Genomic DNA, 22,782 nt, shown 5'->3' on the forward strand with positions numbered 1-22,782 from the left:
TATGGGCAACAGTAACAGAGCAAAAACATTATGGATCAAGGTACAGAGGCTCTTTAGTTTAATCATGTATCTGTTTTCAGCAGGCATGCTTGGCTTCATGGCTTACCTGTGCTTTAGTCCGGATATATGGTATGACGAGCTTTTTAGTATTCAATTTGCTCTTAAGCCCATACCTGAGATGGTTAAATTAACAGCGGCGGATGTACACCCGCCGCTGTATTATATTATTGCGCACTTTTTTGTAAAAATATTTGGCTTACTAAGCGGAGTATTCGGTGGCGCATCAGGCCATGGGCAGGGAGCTTTGGATTTAATACAGGCAGGGAATCTGCCTGTTTATGCTGCGAAGTTTGCAAGCCTTATTCCACTTATTATCTTATATATCTATGGGCTGACTATCATAAGAAAGCGATATGGATGCCTTATTGGAGGAATGTTTTCCTGTGCTATGATCGCAATGCCTCAGATGTCAGAGTATGGTGTTGAAATCAGAATGTACAGCTGGGTGATGCTTTTTGTGACAGCTTTATGTATCCATGCAAGACCATTTCTTGAAAGCAATCTCGAAAAGCAGATTAAGGGGCTTAAGTGGAAGAATATTTTACCTGTTTTTATATATGGGTTACTTGCCTGCTACACTCAGTACTACGCAGCGGTTGCAGTTGCGGCAGTTTATGTATTTCTGATTATTTTGTCTATAAGGAAAAATATCTGGCAGCTCGGGATAATCCTCATCAGTGCAAATCTGACTGCGGTTTGCTATTTTCCATGGATTGGGGTTGTGCTATCGCAGGCAAAAACTGTTTCGGGCAGTTATTGGATTCAGCCTCTGGGATTAAGAAGCATTGGAGGTATTATAAAGTATCTGCTAAAACCGGGATTTTTTAATGAAAAGCTGGCTACATTCCTGGCGGTAGTCATATTTATACTGCTTTGTGTTCTGGTTATTACGAACATAAAGGATGAATATATGTGGCTGTGCTTTATGCCGATAATTGGAATTATTGTTTTTGGATTTGGAGCATCATTGCTGCTTAGGCCTGTATTTGTTTACAGATACATGATTCCCGGCATGGGAGCCTTATGGTTTGGGGTATTAGAAGGCATCCATGAACGACTAAAGGATGGTAGCAGAAATTCGGGTAAAACAGTGTCTTATATATGTATGGGACTCCTGGGACTTATGACCGTTTTCTGCGTCAGGGATTTCTGGGCTTTCCGTGGAAATGAGCTGTATAAACGTGTTAATATGGTGGAAACGCAGAAGGTCTGGGATGCTATTGATGAAAACACAGTACTTATCTGTAACTTTGATCAGGTAGCAGCTTTATCTTGGTACTACTCAAATGGCATGACCGATGTAATAAACGTAGATAAAGACCAGCTTCCTGCTCATGTGTACCTTTATGGTGGAACAACTGATGTGGTTTTGGAAAATATGTTTTCCGGAATAAGCATGATATATGAACCCTCAGAGGTAGCAGAACTTGTTGAAAATGAGGACAGGGTACTGTTTCTTGGCAGTTTTAATTCCAGGGAGGATATTTTAAAAGACTGGAAAGAAAAAGCAGGAATAGATTGCGTCAATAATGGAAGCTTTATGAACGAGAGATATTGGTTTGATGTATTCGAACTTAGTTTAGCAACCGGGAAAAATTGTTGTACATATTATTGTGTGAGGGAACAGTGAGGAAAACTGATATATTGAAAAACAGAAAAATTCAAATGATGGGATGTTTTGCTGCGACGGTGCTATCGATATGCCTTGTAGGGGATACAGGCTTACCGGCACTGGCTGAAGAGAATAATGATGCAAGTGGGTCGGTACCTGTTGTTGCAGGTGAGATTACAGATGCAAGTGCAGTAGGTGCCAATGCAGTGCTTGAAGAGATAGTGGAAGGCAAAGACAGTAGCCAGGAAGAAAGCAGTGAAGACAGTCAGAACCAGTCAGGTAGTACTGGAGAAAATGATGAAGGAAAAAGTGGTAGTACTGAAGAAAATGGTAATGTCATTAGTGAAGCAGAGAAGGCTGAAGGCAGTAAGCTTGATGGAAGTCAGAATTCAGAGCCTTCTAAACTGAGTACTCTTCCGGAAGCGCTTTGCTGCTCTTTTATAGTTCCTGCAGGTTTTCATTTATCTGATGTAGCTGGGCAATATGTGAATGATTATTATCCTCTTGAATCTGCAAACATAACTTATAAAGTGACTCAGATTCCCAAAGCCAAGGTACTTACCAATGCACAAAAGGCTGCCGGGGAAAGTGCAGATGATGGTGTGGAATACAGATATGATGAGCTGACTTCTGAGATGTATGAAAGCATTCAGAAAGAAAACTATGAAAATCTCTATGGGGAAAACATAAACTTTATTCTTGAGAGCTTTGAAAATAAGGAATTTGAAGGATTCCCGGGATATCTTATAAAAACCTCATTTACTCCTGAAAACTCCCAGACTATTCATCAGATGACAGTCATGGTTTTATCATCAAACAAGGTATTTACTTTTGTATTTTCCAGGGCAGAGGATGATGATTTTGAGGAGATTTTTAATGAGACTCTTGAGACTATACATGTTATAGGAAAATAAGTATTACTGTTTTTATGAAAAAACGGGAATCGTATCCTGTAGAATGCAGAAATTCTGTGGTTTATTTCAACTCCCCTAAAGGGAGTTGAAGTTTCTTAAATATCTGAATAAACATCCATATCTTCCTGATTTAGTGTTGTAAATAGTTTCCTAATTAGGTAAAATCTCTTTTGTGAAAAATATTTTGGAGGGAAACTATATGTCAAAACAACAAGAATCAAATCAGGTAAGTATTATTTTTTCTATCGTACTGCTTCTAAATGTTGCGATTGTAATAGCGGCACTGCTGCTTTCGAAAGTTGACATTTTCATGGGAATCTGGTCTACAGTCCTGGCCGAGGCAGCAATCTTTGTTCCGTTAATCATTTATCTTAAGAAGAATGGGGAGCCTGTCATTAGCACACTTGGCTTCCATAAGATAAAGATTTCAACAATTCTTCTTACAATTTTACTCACAATAGTGATAAATCCCATATTGATTTTTGGTAATTTATTTTCTCAGCTTTTTGTACCGAATGTAATAGCACAGGGAGCATCTAATATGATGCAGGATTCTGCAGCCCCTATAATTATGGTAATTTCATTGTTACCGCCTATTTTTGAGGAAATCTTTTTCCGCGGTTTTCTGTTCAATAAATACAGAACAATATCCACCATTATGAAGGCAGCAATTCTTTCAGCACTGTTTTTCGGAATCCTGCACCTTAACCTGAATCAGTTCTGCTATGCATTTTTACTTGGTATAATCTTTGCCTTTGTTAATGTGGCAAGTGGAAGCATTGTTACATCAATGATCATTCATTTCCTTATTAACTTTGGAAATATTCTTATGCTCTATGTATACACAATTGTAATGCAGTCAGCAGGGAAGGATTTATCAACTGAGATTGAAACTGCAAGACAGAGCGGAATGGGTACAGCAGTTTTAATTTGGTTCGTTATTGCTGTGATTGCTGCATTTATTGCAAAGATAATCATGCAGGCTATCGCTAAAAATGAAGGACACCTTGAAGAGTTCAAATCAATATTTGCTAAGAATAGTTCTGAGGAAAAGGAAGTAGTTCACATTTTCCGTACAGCACCTTCTGTTTTTGCAACAGTTCTTGGAGTTGTAGCAATCGGACTTATCTCTTTTTACCTGCCTAACGTATTTTAACTGGCAAAAACAGTTTATTGCTATTTTGTAATGAACTAAATATTAAAAATAAAAAGCAGAGGAAGCATACTTCTTTTAGTAGAGGGGCTTCCACTTTTTATTTGTGCGGAGCACTTGGCGAGGTATTTTCGAGCCTAGTGATATTTGTTTGAGCAGAACACATAGTAAGGTCTCTTTGAGCAAGCATTCTTAAAAAATGTCGGAGAAAGGTCAAAATAATTTGTTTTTCATCCAAAATGCAGATATTAAAATTTTAATGTAGTAATTTGAGAAATCAAAAGGCAAAGGAAGATAAATATGAGAAAGACAAATTGGAATGATAACTGGCTTTTTTGGAATAGTAAGGATGCGTTTGCTCTTGTGTGGGATATTCCGCAAAACGCAAGGAAGATAGACCTTCCCCATGACGCGATGATTGAAACCACGCCTCATGCTGATTCTATAAACGGTGGAAATACGGGATTTTACGACGGAGGTTCATATACCTATGTAAAATTCTACGAGTCAAAACCCGGAGACAGGGAGAGAAATATTTCGCTCCTTTTTGAGGGAATCTACATGAATTCTTTTGTGTATGTCAATGGTCAGCTTGCAGGCAATAGACCTTATGGTTATTCAGAATTTATAGTCCCGATATCGCACCTTCTGAAGGAAGAAGGGGAAAATGAAATCCGCATTCAGGTTAAAAATAGTTCCGGGAAAAACAGCCGCTGGTATACAGGTTCAGGAATCTATAGGGATGTTTATATGCTTACCGGTGGAAAAACATATGTGAAGGAAAACAGCTTCCTGGTTTCAACTGAAGATTGCAGTGAGGAAGAAGCAACCGTTTTGCTTAGCGCAAATGTAATGAATGGCGAGCCGGTATCTATGGACATTGCTGTCTGCTTTGAACTTATGGACAGGGTAGGAAAAGTAATTGCCAAAGAGCGAAAAATAGTAAGCACCAAGGCGGATTCAGAAAGCAAGGTGCTCTCAAGATTGTTCGTTGAAAATCCATTACTGTGGTCTGAGGACAACCCTGAGCTTTATAAAGCAGTTGTGACTGTTTCTGTGGCTAAGACTGAAGACAACGGTTCATTTAGTCAGGGAGAGATTCTGGATACGGAAGAGACTACTATCGGCATTAGGAAACTCAGTCTTGATTCACGTCATGGACTTAGAGTAAACGGCAAAACCGTGAAGCTTCGCGGAGCTTGTGTTCATCATGACAGCGGAATACTGGGGGCAAAGACTTATAAGGAAGCTGAATATAGAAGAATTTCCATACTGAAAAAGGCGGGCTTTAACGCTATCAGAATGTCTCATCATCCTGCCGCACCGGTGCTGCTTGAAGCCTGCGATGAGCTTGGTATGTATGTGATGGAAGAAGCCTTTGATATGTGGACCAGGGCCAAGTCGGATTATGACTACAACCTTTATTTCATGGACTGGTGGGAGCGTGACATAGAAGCAATGGTGCTTAAGGATTACAATCATCCTTCTGTTATCATGTATTCCATAGGTAATGAGATTCCTGAGATCGGAACAGACGAGGGCAGCAGACTTGCAGGAAAAATAAGTGCGCTTTGTCATAAGCTTGACCCATATAGATTTACCCTGGCATCCATCAACGGTGTATTTGCTGCAGGGGATGCCGTGCCTCAGATTACTGCTGATGTGGCATCATCTGTTGGAGAATCTGATGACTCAATTAATGTCAATGATTTCATGACTATCATGGATAAATATATGGACAAAATAGTTGTTCATCCTGAGATTACAAAAAGACTTGATAAGGCCTGCGCTATGACGGATATAGCAGGATACAATTACATGACTGCAAGATATGTTCTTGATAATGAAATTAACCCTAATCGCATTATTGTAGGCAGTGAGACTTATCCTCCTGAGATTGCCGTCAACTGGCGTGAAGTGATGAAGTTTCCCCAGGTAATCGGTGACTTTACCTGGACGGGGTGGGATTATCTTGGAGAAGCGGGAGTTGGAATCCCTGCCTACAACTTTGGAGAGGGAGGCTTTGGAGCTCAGTTTCCTGCTAAGCTTGCCTACACAGGAGATGTAGATATTACGGGATTTAGAAGACCCTTGTCATACTATAGGGAAATAGTATTTGGACTTAGAAAGGCTCCGTATATCGCTGTTCAGAACCCTGCACACTATGGAGAAAAGCTAATTAAGACCCCCTGGGTTATGAGCGATGCTATTTCAAGCTGGAATTTTGATGGATATGAAAATAAGCCTGTAATTATCGAAGTCTATTCTGCAGGAGATGAGGTTGAGCTTTTTGTAAATGATAAACGCATTGAGAAAAAGAAAATCAATAAAGAAGATAATTGCAGAGTGCTCTTTGAAACTGTTTATAAGCCAGGAAACCTAAAGGTAGTCTCATATTCTAAGGGAGAAAAAACAGGGGAGTATGAGCTTGTAACTGCTAAAGGAGATATCAGACTGGTTGCAGAGATAGATGAGAACACAAGTAAAGGGGATAAGCATGTGTTTGTAAATCTGATGCTGGAGGATGCAGATGGCAATACATTTACAGATCGGGATGAAACTATAACAGCAGAGATAGAAGGAGATGGTGTGCTTCTTGGATTTGGCTCCGGAGATCCTAAATCGCAGGAAGCATATACAGGAAATGTTACTAAAACCTACTATGGCAGAGCGCTGGCTGTTATACAAAGAAAATCTGTAGGAAATGTGGCATTAAAAGTATCATTAGATGACGGAAAACAGATTAAAATCAATATTTAAGCCTGCTTTATGAATATTTGCAAAAATAATGCACCTTAAAATATGTCGGATATGAATAAAGTTATTACATGGAGGCATGAGTAAACTCTTGCTATTATACTTTTGCAAAGCAAAAAACATTGTTACCAATAAAAACTAAGGAGAAGGACAATGGGGAACAAAAGTAATACTAATAGCAAAACTGAAGTTGGAAGTTCATTCAGATGGTTTCATGCAACTTCCGTAAATGGAGGAGCAATGGCAGCTGCGGCTGTTCTTGCCAGTTATCTGTCGGTTTACATGACTGATACATTAAAAATACCGGCAGCTATATGCTCTGTGATAATGCTTATCTCAACTTTATGGGATGCAATAAACGATCCTATCATGGGTGTTTTAGCCGACAGCACACATACAAGGCTTGGAAGATATCGTCCATATTTCTTATTTGCACCTGTGCTCTTAACATTTTTTGCAACAATGGTGTGGGTAGACTGGGGATTTACAAGTAATATGGCAAAGGCTGCATATATCCTTGTGATGTACATTGGTTACGGAATGACAGTAACAATGTATACCATGCCTCAGATGGCAATACTTCCAGCAGCTGTTAAGAGAGATGAAGAGAGAAATAAGATCATAACAATGGGTGCGGGATGCTGCGCTGTGGCATTTACAATCGGAAACACATTTACACCCAACATCACTGGATTCTTTAACAGCCTTGGATTTTCAAACGGATACATTCCCTACATGATAATATGCGGAATTCTTTCATTCGTATCCTTCTGGGGACTGTTCAGGGCTTCCAGAGGCCAGGAAAGATACCTTTCAAAACCTGAAAAGAATCCATTTAAGGGTCTTAAAATGATTCTCAAGTACAAAGAGGTTTATCCCAATATCATCGCATGGGTAATGGCTTCAATGGGATATGGCCTGATGTTTGCATCATCAGTTTACTATATGATGTACTACTATGAGAGACCTGATCTTATCAGTGTTTACATGGGAGTTATCTCAATCGGAGCGCTTGTTTCAATGGTTGTAGCAATGCCTATAGTTCTTAAGGTATTCAAGACAGGACAGAGAGCGCTGTGCTTTTCACAGATATCAACAATCATTCTTTATATGATATTGTTCTTCTTTGGAAAAACAAACTTCGTTTTTCTGTGCGTGCTTACATTCATCGCTTCAGTAACAGGAGCAATGCAGAATGCACTGGTTAACATCCTTGTAAATGATACTATCGACTTCATCATGTACAAGGAAGGAAAAACTGCAAATGGTCTTGTCTCATCAATCAAGGGATTTGCCCAGAAGTGTGGAAATACAGTAACAAATTCAGGTATTCTTGCAATCCTCGCTGCATCAGGATATGTGGCAGGTGCAATCGGCCAGCAGCCTGAATCTGCAATGTTTGCCCTTAACTTCATCAAATTCGGAGCACCTTCACTGACTGGTCTTGTAGTTATTCTCTGCGTAGTCTTCGGACCTATCAGAAAGTACAAGAACGAAATTGAAGAGATGAAGGCAAAGATGCATGCAGAAAATGATAATGCAGCATAAAATAATGTATTAAAGATGATGGTTCTTTCATCCTTAGTTTTCAGTAGAGAACGGGATGAAGGGACCATCTATTTTATTTTGTTTTCTGAATTCAGCAGGGGACATACCGAATTCACCCCTGAAGACTCTTGAAAAATGGTCGGCACTGTTATATCCGATTTCTTCAGCGATTTCATTGATTTTCTGTGTAGTGTTCATAAGAAGATCCTTTGCGTTTTTCATGCGCAGGCTCTTTATCAGGTCTGTATAGTTCTTTCCTGTGTTCTGCTTTATCAGAGTGCAAAGGTGAGGCTCTGAATAGTGGAAGAATTCTGCCAGTGAGGATAATGTCAGATTCTGATAATTGTGCTGGATATATTGAAGCACCAGTGAAAAATCTGAATTTATGTCATAGTTATAAAAGGATATGGTTTTACTGTAATTCCTGAGCAAATTTGAAAAGAACAGATTGATCAGATTGATGCAGCAGTTGTTGCTGTAGCTATCCTGGTTTTCAGTTTCGATGAGGAGCTTTCTTAGGAAAATCCTGCACTCCATATTGTTCTCTGTAAAAAGCATAAGGTAGTTGGAATGCTTTTCATCTTTTAACATGGTTCTAAAGAAACCTGACAGGAGATCCTGCTGGTACATGAGTGATGAAAAAGTGCTCTCAAAGGTGCTTCTTCTTATGCATACGGTATAAACTATAGAAGTTTCATCCTCTATCACAAGGTCATGAGTTGAGCCTGGGGCGATGATGCTTACTTCTCCCTCGTTCATTTTTCTGCAAGTCTCTTCAAAGTAAAAATTTGCCGAGCCCTTCACGACAAAATTAAGCTCAAAGTAGTTGTGGGTGTGTGATGAATGCCGCGTAAGACGGGGATGGCGAATAGTGAAGACGTCAAATAAACTGGGGATCATCTTATCCTCGCCTATTTCATTGGAACCGTTGTAAGTGGCTCCTATGTGAAGAGGAATGGAATCCACCAGCTTATCAAATTCCTCGTCATCCATGGAAAGTGAATCCAGAGGAATTCTGACATATGAAGGGGACTGATCCATAAGCCCCTTTTCATCCATTCTGGCTATCATCTCCGGAAACTGCATCTTCATGCCTGTGCGCTTATAATATGAGTTCATTTCACTCTGGAATTTTCCATAAGTTGTGTATTTGATCATAGGTACTCCTTGTGCTTCCTATACTTTTTCTGTCTAGTATATCATTTTATCACAAGATTAAAAAATGTCGGATATAGGAAAATTTATTCCGTTCAAAATTAGTGTGACAAATTATAAAATACTGATTATAAGCAAGAAAAGGAGTATTCAAATGATTAATTTTAAAGACAAACCCTTTAACCTTACTGAAGAACAAATTAAGTGGGTTGAAAGTACATATGAAAAAATGACGCTTGATGAAAAAATCGGACAGCTTTTTTGCCCGGTTGTCTTTAGCAAAGATGAAACTGAGTTAAAGGATTTTCTTGATAAATATAAGGTTGGAGGTGTTCTGTACAGAGAAGGTCCGGGAGAAGAAATTCATGCGGCTCACAGTTTCTTACAAAAGGAAAGCAAGCTTCCTCTTTTAATTGCTGCAAACCTGGAATATGGCGGAAATGGCTCTGCTTTGGAGGGGACATTTTACGGAAGAGAGATGCTTGTAGGGGCAACCGGCAATTATGAGAGAGGATATCAGCTTGGAAAGGTAAGCTGCTCCGAGGGCGCAGCGGTTGGAGTTAACTGGGCTTTTGCTCCGGTTGTGGATCTTGATAGAAACTACCATAATCCCATTATTAATGTCAGAGCTTTTTCGGATGATGAGGAAACTGTAATAGAGATGGGACGCGGATACCTTAAAGCAGCAAGGGAGGAAGAGGTTGCCACTTCTATTAAGCATTTCCCGGGCGATGGAATAGATGAGAGAGACCAGCACCTTCTGACAAGCGTTAATTCTATGTCAGCAGATGAATGGGATGAGAGCTTTGGAAAAGTGTATAAGGCTATGATTGATGAAGGGACTCTCACTGTAATGGCAGGGCATATCGCTTTACCTGCATATGAGGAATACTTTGATAAAAAGGCTCCGGATCGAGTAATCCCGGCTACACTTTCTAAAAATCTTCTTCAAAAGCTGCTTAGAGAAAAGCTTGGGTTTAACGGGCTTATAGTATCAGATGCATCTCCAATGGTGGGCTTTTGTGCAGCCATGGACAGAGAACATGCAGTTCCTGCCTGCATTGAGAACGGATGCGATATGTTCCTGTTTAATAGGAATATCGATGAAGACTATGAATTTATGCATAAGGGGTATGAGAGTGGAATCCTGTCAGAGGAGAGATTGAAGGAAGCTGTTGAGCGCATCCTTGCTACAAAGGCTGCTCTTAATTTACCCAAAAAGAAGAAAGCCGGCACCCTGGTGCCTGATAAAGATGCGTTAAAAATACTTTCCTGCAAAGAGCATGTAGAGTGGGCAAAGGAGTGTGCAGACGAAGGAGTAACACTTGTAAAGGATACTCAGAAACTTTTGCCTGTAAGTCCCAAGAGACATAAAAGAGTTTTGCTTGAACTAATGGGAGGCTTTGATTCCGATGAGAGAGTATCCTCCTACATGATAGGAAGACTTACGGAGGAAGGCTTTGAAGTTACCCTCTATGAAAAAGAGGGCTTTGAAGTTATGAATGACTCTGTGGGGAATTTAAAGTCTAAATATGACCTTATTTTGTATGTTGGAAACATTGAGACTTCATCCAATAAAACCACAGCAAGACTTAACTGGCATACTATGTTTGGCCTTGGAAATAACATGCCCTGGATGGTGAATGAGCTGCCGGTTATGTTCGTGAGTCTTGGTAATCCATATCATTTGCTGGATGCGCCTATGGTAAAGACCTTTATCAACGGTTACTGTAACTCTGAATTTGTTATGGATGCGGTGATCGACAAGATCCTTGGCAGAAGTGAATTCAAGGGAAAATCCCCTGTTGATCCCTTCTGCGGAAAGATGGATTTGAAATTTTGATCAGAAAGGAATACATGCATGAAAGCATATATTTTTGATTTGGATGGAGTACTGGTATTTACGGATAAATATCATTTTAAGGCATGGAAAATGATAGCTGACAAGCTTGGCATTGACTTCGATGAAGAGAAAAATAACAGGCTTAGAGGCGTCAGCAGAATGGAATCACTGGACATCATTCTGGAAGGCAGCACCAAGAAATTTTCTTCCGAGGAAAAGGAAGATCTTGCAACACAAAAGAATGAATACTACAAGCAATTACTTGAGAATATGACTCCGAAAGATGTATCTGATGATGTCAGAAGCACCTTGAAGGAACTTAAAGATAGAGGCCACAAGCTCGCTATAGGATCATCCAGTAAGAACACAAAATTCATTTTAAACAAGGTGGATTTAATGGACTATTTCGATGCTATTTCAGATGGAACAAATATTAGCAGATCAAAGCCGGATCCCGAGGTCTTTGAAAAAGCTGCTGAGTTTTTAGGTGAAGAGCCAAAAAACTGTATTGTGGTAGAGGATGCCTATGCAGGTGTGGATGCCGGAAAGGCAGCAGGTATGGCAGTTGTGGGAATCGGTGATGCAGCTTCGTACGATAAAGCCGACTACTCAATAAAAGAATTTAATGAACTATTAGAATAACAAAAAACACGTGCAGCCAAGTTGTGGCGGCACGTGTTTTTTCGCGAGTTTAGCGCAAATATTTAAAATTTTACTTTAGGTAAGTTCCAGCGGAAATGTCTTGCCATTGCCCTGAGGATTATGACGAATGCAAAGCTGCATACCATTGCTGTATCCCAGGTGTTCATGATTTCATGCAGCATAACCATTATGATGCCCCCTATTATTACGGGAAGGGCATACACATGCTTTACGAAAATGGCAGGCATTTGGACTGACAGAATATCTCTCAATACTCCTCCGCCGACTCCGGTGAGAAATCCAAGAAATGTAAGAAGAAAAAGGTCATCTTCATAACCGAAATTCACACCTATCATTACTCCGTCTACCATGAATGCGGCAAGTCCGAGGGTGTCAAAAATAAACAGTCCACGGTCATACACGCCTGAATACTTAAGCGGAACACTTTTATGAAAATACATAATTAAAAATACAATATTGGCTACTATGGCAGCCACCAGAACATAAAATGGATTCACGAACATCTGTGGAGGGAAATTACCCATTACTATATCTCTCATAAGACCGCCGCCGCAGGCGGTAACTATAGCAAGTATATTTACTCCCAGTATATCCATTTTTTTATGGATGCCTGTTATAGCCCCTGATATGGCAAAGGCAACAGTGCCAATAAAATCAAAGATCAATAAAAGTTGTACTGACATCTTCTTTTCATAAATCTCCCATTTGTATTGCGCTTATCTTCTGCTCCAGGTTCTGGGAGAGAAGAGTATCAGCATAGGCAGAAGCTCAAGTCTTCCTGCAAGCATATCAAACATAAGGACGAACTTTGACAGGTCTGAGTAGGCACCAAAGTTGCCTGTGGGACCAACCATGCCAAGTCCGGGACCGATATTATTTAGTGTAGCGGCAACCGCTGTAAAGTTTGTCTCGTAATCAAATTCATCTATTGAGATGAGCAGGATTGAGAACATAAAAATTACAACGTACATGCTAAGGTAGGCAGATACTGATTTTACTACAGTAGAATCAATCGGATGGCTATCCATATAAACCTTTTTAACAGATTTGGGATGCACAATGTAAATCAGCTCATTTTTCATAGCCTTTAATAAAATCCAAAGTCTTGAGAGCTTGAAACCACCACCTGTGGAACCTGCGCAGGCACCAAGCAGCATAAGGGTTGCAAGTAGCGTTTTGCAAAGCTGCGGCCAGGTGTTAAAGTCGAGGGTTGCAAAACCTGTTGTGGTCATTACTGATGCCACAGTAAAAAGCGAATGATGGAAGGACTCAAAAGGAGTATTTGTGATTCCCTGATCGTAGATCATAAAAGCAATAAGAGTTGCAGAAGAGAACATGAGCAACAGATAGAGCTTAACCTCATCATTCTGGAGCGCTTCCTTCGGACGCATTGTGATCAGATAATAATAAACACTGAAGTTTATACCGCAGAGGATCATGAAAATAGTAATTATGATCTGTGATGCGGTTGAAAACTCGTTAATTCCTGCATTTGATATACCAAATCCACCGGTACCAACAGTTGCAAAGGTGGTTGTAAGTGATTCATACAGATTCATTCCGGTAAAAAGAAGGAGAACGATTTCTGTTATGGTTATTCCTATGTAGATGAGATATAGTATTTTGGCTGTGTCACGCACTCTGGGAACGATTTTGCCAACAGAAGGTCCGGGGGATTCTGCGCGCATAAGGTGCATACTGTAGCCGCCTGACATAGGCATTATTGCAAGTATAAATACCAGCACACCCATACCGCCGATCCAGTGGGTAAAGGTTCTCCAGAACTGAACGCTGTAATACATACTGACATCTGAAAGTATAGTGGAACCGGTTGTGGTAAGGCCGGAAATGGTCTCAAACATGGCATCCACATAGCTTTCTGTGACACCTGTCATTACAAAGGGAAGTGCGCCAACCATACTAATAAGTATCCAGGTCAGGGCCGTGGTGACAAAACCTTCCCTGGCATAGATGGCTATGTTATGTGGCTTGAAATACGCACCAATTGAACCTACGAGAATACATCCTGCTATCAGGATAATGAACATTTCTGCACAGAAGTATTCTTTGTAGATCAGAGCTACTATAAGTGGTAGCAACATAAGAAGTCCTGTTATCTGAAGAACACGTGATAACAGAAATCGTATCATTTTATAATTCATTTTTTTTCTCCAAAAAAGTTTTATCCATTCCTGAAAAGTAATCGTTAAATTACATTCAGGCAAGTATATCTGATATATCAAGAAGACCAAGCTGGCTGGTAATTACAATAACAGTATCGCCGGCCTTTATGACACTCTGACCTGTAGGTGAGATTATCTCGCCCTTGCGATTTATGAGAGCCACAAGGATACCCTTTTTCAGGTGCATCTCACTGAGGGGCTTATCAATTACTGCAGCATTCTCAGTAACAAAGAATTCCAGCGCTTCAACTCTGCCGTCATTCATCTTGTAAAGTGCCTCAATACTATTGCTTCCAAGAGAGTTGGTCATACCGCGGACATACTGGACAATTCTCTGGGCAGTTACGTTTTTGGGATAGATCACACTGCCTATCTGGAGAGAACCTATTATCTCGCCGTAGTTAACCCTGTGCACCTTTGTAATAAGCTTTGCCTTGGGATTAACACTCTTAACGTACATTGAAAGCATGATGTTTTCTTCGTCGAGGTTTGTCATGGCAACAAAGGATTCTGTTCCCACAAGACCTTCCTCCATAAGGGCATCCTTATCAGTGCCGTCTGCGTTGATGATAAGAGCCTGAGGTAAAAGGTCTGATAGCTGTTTGCAGCGCTCAAGGTCTTTATCAAATATTTTTACATCTATACCGAAGGATATAAGCTGCTCTGCAAGGTAGTAGGAGGTTGCTCCGCCGCCTATGATCATGCAGGAATGTACCCTTGCGGTGGGAAGACCAATTTTTCTGAAAAATTCAGCGATACTTCTTGAAGCGCCCACAATGGTAAGTTCATCGTTCTGTCTCAAAACAAAGTCACCGTTGGGGATGAAAACTTCATCTGCTCTCGAAACTACCGCAATCAGCACCTTACTTCTGATCTCAGACTGGATTGTTTTAAGGGACTTGTCACATATTCTGGAATCCTCAGTGACAGTCATGTGTACGATCTCAGCACGTCCTCTTGCGAAGGTCTCAATCTTGGTAGCAGCAGGGAACTTCAAAAGTCTTGCTGCCTCTGCGGCAGAGAGCTCCTCGGGATTCACGATAAGTGAGAGACCAAGCTCTTCCTTGATGAAGCTTATCTCTCTTTTATAGATAGGGTTCTTAACGCGGGCGATGGTGTTACAATGACCAGCCTTTCTTGCTATCAGACAGCAGAGAAGATTGAGTTCATCGTTACCTGTAACAGCTATCATAAGGTCAGCATATTCAATACCTGCATCCTTCATGACAAGATAACTTGCACCATTACCTACTATTCCCATTACATCAAAATTATTCACAAGGCTCTGGATGACATCCCTTTTCTCCTCGATTACAGTGACATCATGACCTTCACCGCTTAATTGCTCTGTGAGTGCTGCACCAACATTACCGCAGCCAACTATGATTATTTGCATATTTGCCTCCTGATTAAATACATCAAACTATTATAACACAAACTTAATAATCCGCATCATTAGGGCAAAATTAGGTAATAAAGGATTAAGGGATTTTTAAGAAAGATTTATATGCGATTCATTGTAATTTTAAGTAATGAAAATTATACTTTCTTTAGATTGAGGGGATTTGTCTATTAAAAGCTTGATAGCAGGATAAGGAGCTGTATTTAATGAAAGATTTTCTCTATCGCTTATTTCAGGGTAGATATGGTGCATACGGAACGGACAGACTTACGAAATTCTGTCTGGTTATAGCAGTTGTTTTACTGTTTGTGTCATTCCTGACCCCGCTTGGATTTTTGTATTATGTAGCTATTGCCATTCTGGCTTACAGCTATTTTAGGCTTTTTTCCAAGAATATACCATTTAGATACAGAGAGAATGAGATCTTTGTTAAATATACCAACAAGATAGCAGACTTTTTCAGAAGCTTTGGTGACAGCTGGACGCAGAAGAAAAATTATCATATATATAAATGTCCTAATTGCGGTCAGAAAATCAGAGTGCCAAGGGGGAAAGGCAGGATAGAAATCAGATGCCCAAAGTGTGATAACAGATTTTTGAAAAAGTCCTGACTGCGATTTTTGCAAGAGGGATTCATGCTGAAGTATTTAGTTGTTTATGCGAGTGAAACAGGTAATACCAAGAAAATAGCTGATGAAATTTTCTATGCGATTCCTTCAGATTCGAAGGAGGAAATCAATGTAAGGCGCTGGAACGGCAGGCATGACGCGGAGACGTATTTCATAGGTTATTGGGCAAACCGGGGGACTTGCTCACTTGAAGTTATAGACCTCATAATGTCACTTCATGGTAAAAATGTGGCTTTCTTCGGAACCTGTGGCATGGGAAATGATGCCGCATATTACCGCCAGGTTGAAAATATCGGCAAGGTGTGGCTTCCTGATGACAACAAATACCTTGGAGGGTATTTCTGTCAGGGCAGCATGCCGATAGCCATAAGGGAACGCTACCAGGAAATGCGTGGCAGGATTAACGATGATAAGATTGAAAGAATGGTGGCGATGTTCGATGAAGGGATCAGTCATCCCGACAGGCAGGATCTTTTGAGGGCACATGTTTTCGCTGATACCACGGTTCGCAAGATTCCGGGGTACGATATTTTTTCAAGAATAATGGATATAATATAAAAGTCTTAGAATACCGGGCGGGTAATCTAAGACTTTTATATTATAAGTTGGAATATAAATAGCATCTGACCAGATATACAAAAAGAAGGTGAACTGGGTAAAATGCGTAAAATGCAAGCTTGAATCTTTTGCGCAGGCGGCCGCTTTTTCCATTGTATAAAAATGCCAGCATTGTGAAAGCCGGAAGACTCCATGCTTCAGTCGACATGTTCATGAAAAATATATATCCGGCAATGCAGGCAAGCACACGATTTTCTCTAAATACAAAAAATATTGCTATAAGTATTATGCCCCAATATGAGTAGTCGGTTTTCATCAATTTGGCAAGGTATGCTCCGGCAGCTACAGGTGCGATATACAAAATGAGGTAAAGCGGTTTTGAAGGCACCTTTCCGAGGGGCGAGAGAGGATTTTCAATAAATAAGTTATCCTCCACATACTTCATGATCCATATCACTATCAGTCCGATGAGGAGAGTGAAGTAGACATTGGATTTTTCCATTATGTATTCTGTATTCCTGGCAAGGACATATGGTATATTCGGTGAAAAAACATTCTCTTTTAGTCTGAAGGCCAGATCAAAACAAGGCTCTGATATGATTCCGAAAAGTCCAAGCCTTAGCATGTATTTTTTGACGTTTCTGGTATGTATAAGACCCTCTACAATGAAAAAACAGTAGATGGGGAAGGACCATCTTCCTATATGCCTGATATATTGGTATAGAGCAGCTGACTGGTCAAAATCCATGCCGAAAGGATAGTAGCCGGATCTGACTAGGAACAGTAGTATTCCTGCCCCTATGTGATCTATAAACATTGTGATCACGGCAAATATTTTTAAACGGTCAGAGCTTAATACCTGGAAATTGATCATGTAATCCGGGATTTTTTTTATCATAGTTTTCATAGAGGATATTATAACCTGAAAAAGACTATCGGCAATACCTTAGATTCAGAATTATGATGAAAACCGGAGGGTTTTAAGAAAAAAATTCTTCTTTAATTCCGTTATAATTTGTGTGATAATGCAATCTAGTTAAACGAATAACGCAAATAGCGCAAGGAGGAAAAAAGTTATGCCGGCATGGTTATCTGATGCAGTATTTTATGAGATATATCCTCAGTCATTTAATGATACAAATGCTGATGGTATCGGAGATATTGAAGGTATTATTGAAAAACTTGATTATGTGAAGGGACTTGGCTGTAACGCGATATGGCTCAATCCCGTATTTGATTCACCTTTTAAGGATGCGGGCTACGATGTCCGTGATTATAAGAAGGTTGCGGAAAGATATGGCACAAACGAAGATTTGGTGCGACTTTTTGACGAGGCGCATAAAAAAGGAATAAAGATTCTGCTTGATCTTGTTCCCGGTCACACTTCAGAGGAGCACGAGTGGTTTAAGAAGAGCTGTGAACCTGAACGAAACGAGTTTTCAGACAGATATATCTGGACAGACAGCGCATTTTGCGGAATTGCAGGCCATCCCTATATCGGAGGCGAGGCTGAGCGAGAGGGCTGCTATATGCTTAATTTCTTCAAATGCCAGCCTGCTCTTAACTATGGAGTATTAAACAAAACTGAGAAATGGCAGCTTACACCTGACCATCCCTCATGTATTGCCACAAGAGAAGCTTTGAAGGACATTATGCGTTTCTGGCTCGATAAGGGCTGTGATGGTTTCAGAGTGGATATGGCCGACTCCCTTGTAAAAGAGGATGATGAGGTAAAGAGCGCAACAGGTGCTGTGTGGCAGAATATCAGGGAGATGATGGATAAGGATTATCCTGATGCTGCGCTGGTTTCTGAGTGGTGCAATCCTCAGTGTGCTTTGAAATACGGCTTCCACGCAGACTTTTACCTTGATCATCACGGAAATGGTTACAACGTTCTTGTAAGAGACTGCGAGACAGAGGGCGGTGACCACAGCTATTTCAAGAAGGATGGCGGTGATGGTCCCCAGAGATTCCTTAAGGATTATCTTCCAAGATATGAAGGCTCAAAGGATTATGGCTATATCAGCTTTATTACCTGTAATCACGATACTCCTAGACTTACAAAGGCTCTGGATATCTCAGAGATAAAGCTTGCATATGCATTTTTCTTCACTATGCCCGGCGTGCCGTTTTTATATTACGGCGATGAGATCGGAATGAAGTATCTTGATTATGTAAGAACTAAGGAGGGCGGATTCCAGAGAACCGGCTCCAGATCTCCCATGCAGTGGGATAAAAATGAGAAGAATTTTGGCTTCTCTGATGCAGATAAGGATAAGCTCTACATTCCGCAGGATTTATCAGATACGGCGCCAAGCGTAGCAGAAGCTGAGAACGATCCTGATTCTGTACTCCATACAGTAAGAAGCCTCATATGTCTCAGGCATGAAAACAAGGATCTGCAGGCTGATGGTGACTTTGAAGTGGTATATACCGCTGAAGGTGAGAGGATTTTTGTATACAGAAGAGGTAAATTAGTCATTGCAGTGAACCCTGATGGAGCTGAGGCAAGGGTTAAGAGAGCAGACTTTAAGTGCGATACTGATGCATCAGGAAATCTTATCTATGGCATAGGAAGTGCAGACTTTACTGATGAAGAGATTGTTCTGGGACCTCAGTCCTTTGCAGTTTGGGAATAAGATTCATGGTGTCCGTTTGGAAATGAGCAGTTTCAGACGGGGCGATGATTTACAAGATTAAAAAACAGATAAATGCCTATTGTTCTAAATAACATTGAAGGGGCATTTATCTGTTTTAAATTTCCGGAAATCACAATTTGGTGCAACAAATATTTTTAAATGGATATTTTTGTGCCGGGCGCTATTGTTAATTTACTCGAATTTTCCGATCGACAGGAAAATTGCTGCCAGAATTAATAGAATAAGTAATACAAAGATGATTTCTATTATCTTTGCAAAAAGACTAAACTGCTTAAATTCTCCGCTGAAGAATAAAAATCTTATCAGGACGAGGAAAAATATCAGTTCAGTAACTATTATGATGGCATCAAATATTATGGACATAAGGGCTATTGAAGCCATTACCGGAATCGTGATCATACGAGTTGTCCTTCATAAAATCTATTATTCCTGAGGCGATATCTGCCTGCAGGTATTTTTTCTCACCTTCATTCTAACACCAAATGGATTACAAAGAGAATCCATAAACCCCATTTTTAAGCCATTTTTAATATGGTGTTAATAGAATTATCATTGTTATAGTGATACCATAAAATCGTATTATCATACAATGGTATTGTGTGAGAACTGTGTGTATTAAGTTGCTCATATGTGGAGAGTTAATCATGAAAAAGGGAAAAGTTACTCTTACAATGCAACTGGTTATTATAGTATCTGCCATTCTTCTCATAGGCAATGTGCTTGTGGGTCTTGTTTTGTTGAACCAATCCCGCGAATCAATTAAAACCATAATAAATGCGCGAATGCTTGATATTGCCAATACGGCAGCAGCCATGCTGGACGGCGATATTATGGAGCATATTTCTCCTGAGGATGAGGGGACGGAGGAGTATGAGTCCCAGATGAACAATTTAAGGGCTTTTCAGGATGCCATCGAACTAAAATATATCTATTGCATAAATGATGAGGGAAATAAACATTTCACTTTTTCAATTGATCCGACTGTTCTTGATCCAGCGCCCTTTGGCGATGATGTTGTATATACCGATGCGCTGTATGAGGCAAGCCTTGGAACCCCTTCCGTTGATGATGAGCCATATGTGGATGAGTGGGGATCTTTTTACAGTGCCTACAGCCCGGTTTTTAATTCCAAAGGCGAGGTAGCAACGATTGTTGCCGTGGATTTTTCAACGGAATGGTATGAGAAGCAGATAAGAAAATTCGCAGAGACAATTTTTATCAGTGTAATTGTGACAATCGCTCTTGGTATATTTGCGGTCACAGTTGTAATGAGCGGGGTAAGAAAGCACTTTAGGGATATGAATTTGGAACTGATTGACCTCACTAAGGATATTGATGACATTACCAGAGAAATCGCTGTATCTGCTGCTGTAGACAGAAGTATGAACGGTTTTCATGAAAAACTGTCTATAGAATCAGAGGATGACACCGGCGGGGAAAAGGCAGTTGAGGATGCTATTGATGATATACAGGCTCTTGGGGAAAAGGTCCATTACGCAAGAGGAATCATACGAGAGTATATAGATCATGCCCAAAGGCGTGCAAACAACATGATCACTGCGCTGGCAGCCGATTACAGGAGTGTTTATTATGTAAATCTTGATACGGATTCAGGGGTGTGTTACAGAGCGCATTCCAAACTTGAAAACGGCCTTGCAGAGGGGGAGGATTTCATTTTCAGTGAAACCTTCACAAATTATGCCAACGAATATGTGGATGAAAAATACAGGGAAGGTTTTCTCAAATTCATCGATCCGGATAATATAAGGAAAAGTCTTGAGACACAGCAGCTGATAGCCTATAGATATCTTGTATCCAAGGATGGCAAGGAGTCCTATGAAATGCTCAGAATGGCAGGTGTCAGAAAAGCAGAGGACAGAGATGACCATATGATCCATTCCATTGGTGTGGGATTTACTGATGTTGATGCTGAGATGAGAGAGTCACTTGAGAGAAGTCAGGCTCTGTCGGATGCACTGGCAGTGGCTGAGGAAGCAAGTAAGGCAAAGACTGTCTTTTTATCAAATATGAGTCATGAGATCAGAACACCCATGAATGCTATCATCGGGCTTGATAAAATCGCTCTCAGTGATACGGATATTTCTGACAGGACAAGGGAATATCTTGAGCAGATAGGAAGTTCTGCGGGACATCTTTTAAAGATCATAAATGATATTCTCGATATGTCCAGGATCGAATCCGGCAGGATGGTAATAAAGAATGAGGAGTTTTCATTTACAAAGCTTCTTGAACAGGTAAATACGATAATAGGAACGCAGTGCAGCGATAAAGGTATTTATTATAACTGTGAAGTCCTTGGAGAAATCGATAACTATTACATCGGCGATGATATGAAACTAAAGCAGGTTCTTATAAATATCCTCGGAAATTCCGTGAAGTTTACGGAGAGGGGCGGGAATATAGGACTGACTGTTGAAAAGACCGCAGGTTTCTATGGTAAGTCAACGCTAAAGTTTGTTATGAAGGATGACGGAGTTGGTATGGATAAGGAATTCATACCAAAAATATTTGATGCCTTTAGTCAGGAGGATTCTTCAACCACCAATAAGTATGGAAGCACCGGTCTTGGAATGGCTATAACCAAGAGAATTGTGGAGATGATGAACGGAGCAATCGAGGTGGAGAGTACTAAAGGCGAAGGAACTACGTTTGTAGTATCCGTGACTCTTTTGGATTCTGATAGAAAAGATAGCGATGAGAATATTGGAGAAATCAATCCTCATGAAACAACGGTTCTTATCATAGATGATGATCAGATAGCCTGCGAGCATGCCCATGTTGAGCTTGAGAAAGTAGGCATTGTATCAGAGATCGCAAGCTCAGGAAAAGAAGCAATCGAGATGGTAAAGCTCCGTCAGGCAAGACGTGAACCCTACAGCCTCATTTTGGTTGATCTTAAAATGCCTGAGATGGATGGAATTGAAACAACAAAGAAACTGCGGGAGGTAATAGGCGATGATTCAGCAATCATTATCCTCACCTCGCAGCAGTGGGAGGATGTGCTGGATGAGGCTATAAGTGCCGGTGCTGACAGTTTTGCATCAAAACCCCTTAATACTTCTTTCGTGCTCGAACAGTTTAAGGAGGCTCTGATCCAGAAAAATATCAAGAACTCCGCAAGGACTGATAAGGCAAACCTGGAGGGCAGGCGAGTTCTTTTGGCTGAAGATATCAAGGTCAATGCAAAGATTATGCAGAAGGTGCTTAGTATGAGAAATATTGAAGCAGATCATGCAGAAAATGGCAGGATTGCTGTTGAATTGTTTAAGTCTCATCCCGAATGGTACTACGATGCGATTCTTATGGATATGAGAATGCCAGAAATGGACGGACTCCAGGCAACTATGGCCATCAGAGCCCTTGACAGGGCGGATTCAAAGAAAATCCCCATAATTGCACTTACGGCTAATGCTTTTGATGAGGATGTTCAGCGAAGTCTGCAGGCGGGACTTAATGCCCACCTTAGCAAGCCGGTGGAGCCTGATGTGGTATTTGATACACTTGAAAGTCTTATCAAAGATGATGACAGATGTTACTGTTCAGACAGCTCTGCGCACTTGCTGCGCTGAGCGTGAGAATGTTCTACGTCTTGAATATAGGATTTGCCCCTTTGCCGAAGGCAAC

At 40.5% G+C, this 22,782-nt stretch carries 17 protein-coding genes; 11 read left to right on the forward strand and 6 right to left on the reverse strand.

Annotation, left to right across the window (positions count from 1 at the left end):
* The first annotated feature begins 1 nt into the window (after position 1).
* From T501_RS13125 to T501_RS13145, 5 genes are all read left to right on the forward strand, one after another.
* Positions 2 to 1,690, forward strand: a complete 1,689-nt coding sequence (locus T501_RS13125; RefSeq protein ID WP_155994859.1) for a hypothetical protein — start codon at positions 2 to 4, stop codon at positions 1,688 to 1,690.
* A gap of 14 nt (positions 1,691 to 1,704) precedes the next feature.
* Entirely contained in the window at positions 1,705 to 2,586 is an 882-nt protein-coding gene (locus T501_RS13130; RefSeq protein WP_155994860.1) for a hypothetical protein, read from the forward strand.
* Positions 2,587 to 2,785: 199 nt separating this feature from the next.
* Positions 2,786 to 3,742, forward strand: coding sequence for a CPBP family intramembrane glutamic endopeptidase (locus tag T501_RS13135; RefSeq protein WP_044915281.1), 957 nt, complete (start codon positions 2,786 to 2,788; stop codon positions 3,740 to 3,742).
* Between the two features lie 297 nt (positions 3,743 to 4,039).
* Entirely contained in the window at positions 4,040 to 6,499 is a 2,460-nt protein-coding gene (locus tag T501_RS13140) for a glycoside hydrolase family 2 TIM barrel-domain containing protein (RefSeq protein WP_044915283.1), read from the forward strand.
* A gap of 150 nt (positions 6,500 to 6,649) precedes the next feature.
* Positions 6,650 to 8,044 (forward strand): MFS transporter, encoded by a 1,395-nt coding sequence (locus T501_RS13145; protein WP_044915284.1) that lies wholly within the window; start codon positions 6,650 to 6,652, stop codon positions 8,042 to 8,044.
* A 33-nt stretch (positions 8,045 to 8,077) separates the two neighbouring features.
* Here T501_RS13145 and T501_RS13150 read toward each other — a convergent pair whose 3' ends face one another.
* Complete coding sequence (locus T501_RS13150; RefSeq protein WP_026512136.1) at positions 8,078 to 9,202, reverse strand: AraC family transcriptional regulator; 1,125 nt, start codon at positions 9,200 to 9,202, stop codon at positions 8,078 to 8,080.
* 151 nt (positions 9,203 to 9,353) lie between these two features.
* Here T501_RS13150 and T501_RS13155 point away from each other — a divergent pair, with 151 nt between their 5' ends.
* Both T501_RS13155 and pgmB read left to right on the forward strand, forming a co-directional pair.
* Positions 9,354 to 11,042 carry a glycoside hydrolase family 3 protein gene (locus T501_RS13155; protein WP_044915286.1) on the forward strand — a complete coding sequence of 563 codons (1,689 nt, stop codon included), beginning with the start codon at positions 9,354 to 9,356 and terminating at the stop codon, positions 11,040 to 11,042.
* 18 nt (positions 11,043 to 11,060) lie between these two features.
* Positions 11,061 to 11,684: a beta-phosphoglucomutase gene (pgmB, locus tag T501_RS13160; RefSeq protein WP_044915288.1), complete on the forward strand. Its 624-nt coding sequence runs from the start codon at positions 11,061 to 11,063 to the stop codon at positions 11,682 to 11,684.
* Positions 11,685 to 11,746: 62 nt separating this feature from the next.
* Here pgmB and T501_RS13165 read toward each other — a convergent pair whose 3' ends face one another.
* The 3 genes from T501_RS13165 to trkA are packed head-to-tail and all read right to left on the reverse strand — an operon-like array spanning position 11,747 to position 15,284.
* Complete coding sequence (locus T501_RS13165) at positions 11,747 to 12,388, reverse strand: trimeric intracellular cation channel family protein (protein ID WP_044915289.1); 642 nt, start codon at positions 12,386 to 12,388, stop codon at positions 11,747 to 11,749.
* Between the two features lie 33 nt (positions 12,389 to 12,421).
* Positions 12,422 to 13,867, reverse strand: a complete 1,446-nt coding sequence (locus T501_RS13170) for a TrkH family potassium uptake protein (RefSeq protein ID WP_026512132.1) — start codon at positions 13,865 to 13,867, stop codon at positions 12,422 to 12,424.
* A gap of 55 nt (positions 13,868 to 13,922) precedes the next feature.
* Positions 13,923 to 15,284: a Trk system potassium transporter TrkA gene (gene trkA / locus T501_RS13175; protein ID WP_026512131.1), complete on the reverse strand. Its 1,362-nt coding sequence runs from the start codon at positions 15,282 to 15,284 to the stop codon at positions 13,923 to 13,925.
* Between the two features lie 212 nt (positions 15,285 to 15,496).
* Between trkA and T501_RS13180 the strand changes: the two genes are divergently transcribed.
* Positions 15,497 to 15,901 carry a TFIIB-type zinc ribbon-containing protein gene (locus tag T501_RS13180; RefSeq protein WP_044915290.1) on the forward strand — a complete coding sequence of 135 codons (405 nt, stop codon included), beginning with the start codon at positions 15,497 to 15,499 and terminating at the stop codon, positions 15,899 to 15,901.
* 24 nt (positions 15,902 to 15,925) lie between these two features.
* Complete coding sequence (bilS, locus tag T501_RS13185; RefSeq protein WP_044915291.1) at positions 15,926 to 16,477, forward strand: flavodoxin family protein BilS; 552 nt, start codon at positions 15,926 to 15,928, stop codon at positions 16,475 to 16,477.
* Between the two features lie 40 nt (positions 16,478 to 16,517).
* On the opposite strand, the gene T501_RS13190 is transcribed toward bilS, so the two are convergent.
* On the reverse strand, positions 16,518 to 17,375 hold the full coding sequence (locus T501_RS13190) for a TraX family protein (RefSeq protein ID WP_207641194.1): 858 nt from the start codon (positions 17,373 to 17,375) through the stop codon (positions 16,518 to 16,520).
* 178 nt (positions 17,376 to 17,553) lie between these two features.
* Between T501_RS13190 and T501_RS13195 the strand changes: the two genes are divergently transcribed.
* Positions 17,554 to 19,116, forward strand: coding sequence for an alpha-amylase family glycosyl hydrolase (locus T501_RS13195; RefSeq protein WP_044915295.1), 1,563 nt, complete (start codon positions 17,554 to 17,556; stop codon positions 19,114 to 19,116).
* Between the two features lie 192 nt (positions 19,117 to 19,308).
* On the opposite strand, the gene T501_RS13200 is transcribed toward T501_RS13195, so the two are convergent.
* Complete coding sequence (locus tag T501_RS13200; RefSeq protein WP_026512127.1) at positions 19,309 to 19,536, reverse strand: hypothetical protein; 228 nt, start codon at positions 19,534 to 19,536, stop codon at positions 19,309 to 19,311.
* A 245-nt stretch (positions 19,537 to 19,781) separates the two neighbouring features.
* Between T501_RS13200 and T501_RS13205 the strand changes: the two genes are divergently transcribed.
* Positions 19,782 to 22,727, forward strand: a complete 2,946-nt coding sequence (locus tag T501_RS13205; RefSeq protein ID WP_050008306.1) for a hybrid sensor histidine kinase/response regulator — start codon at positions 19,782 to 19,784, stop codon at positions 22,725 to 22,727.
* Positions 22,728 to 22,782: the final 55 nt, after the last annotated feature.

Origin of the sequence: Butyrivibrio sp. WCE2006, assembly GCF_000701985.1 — a bacterium.
In the GTDB taxonomy this organism is placed as follows: domain Bacteria; phylum Bacillota; class Clostridia; order Lachnospirales; family Lachnospiraceae; genus Butyrivibrio.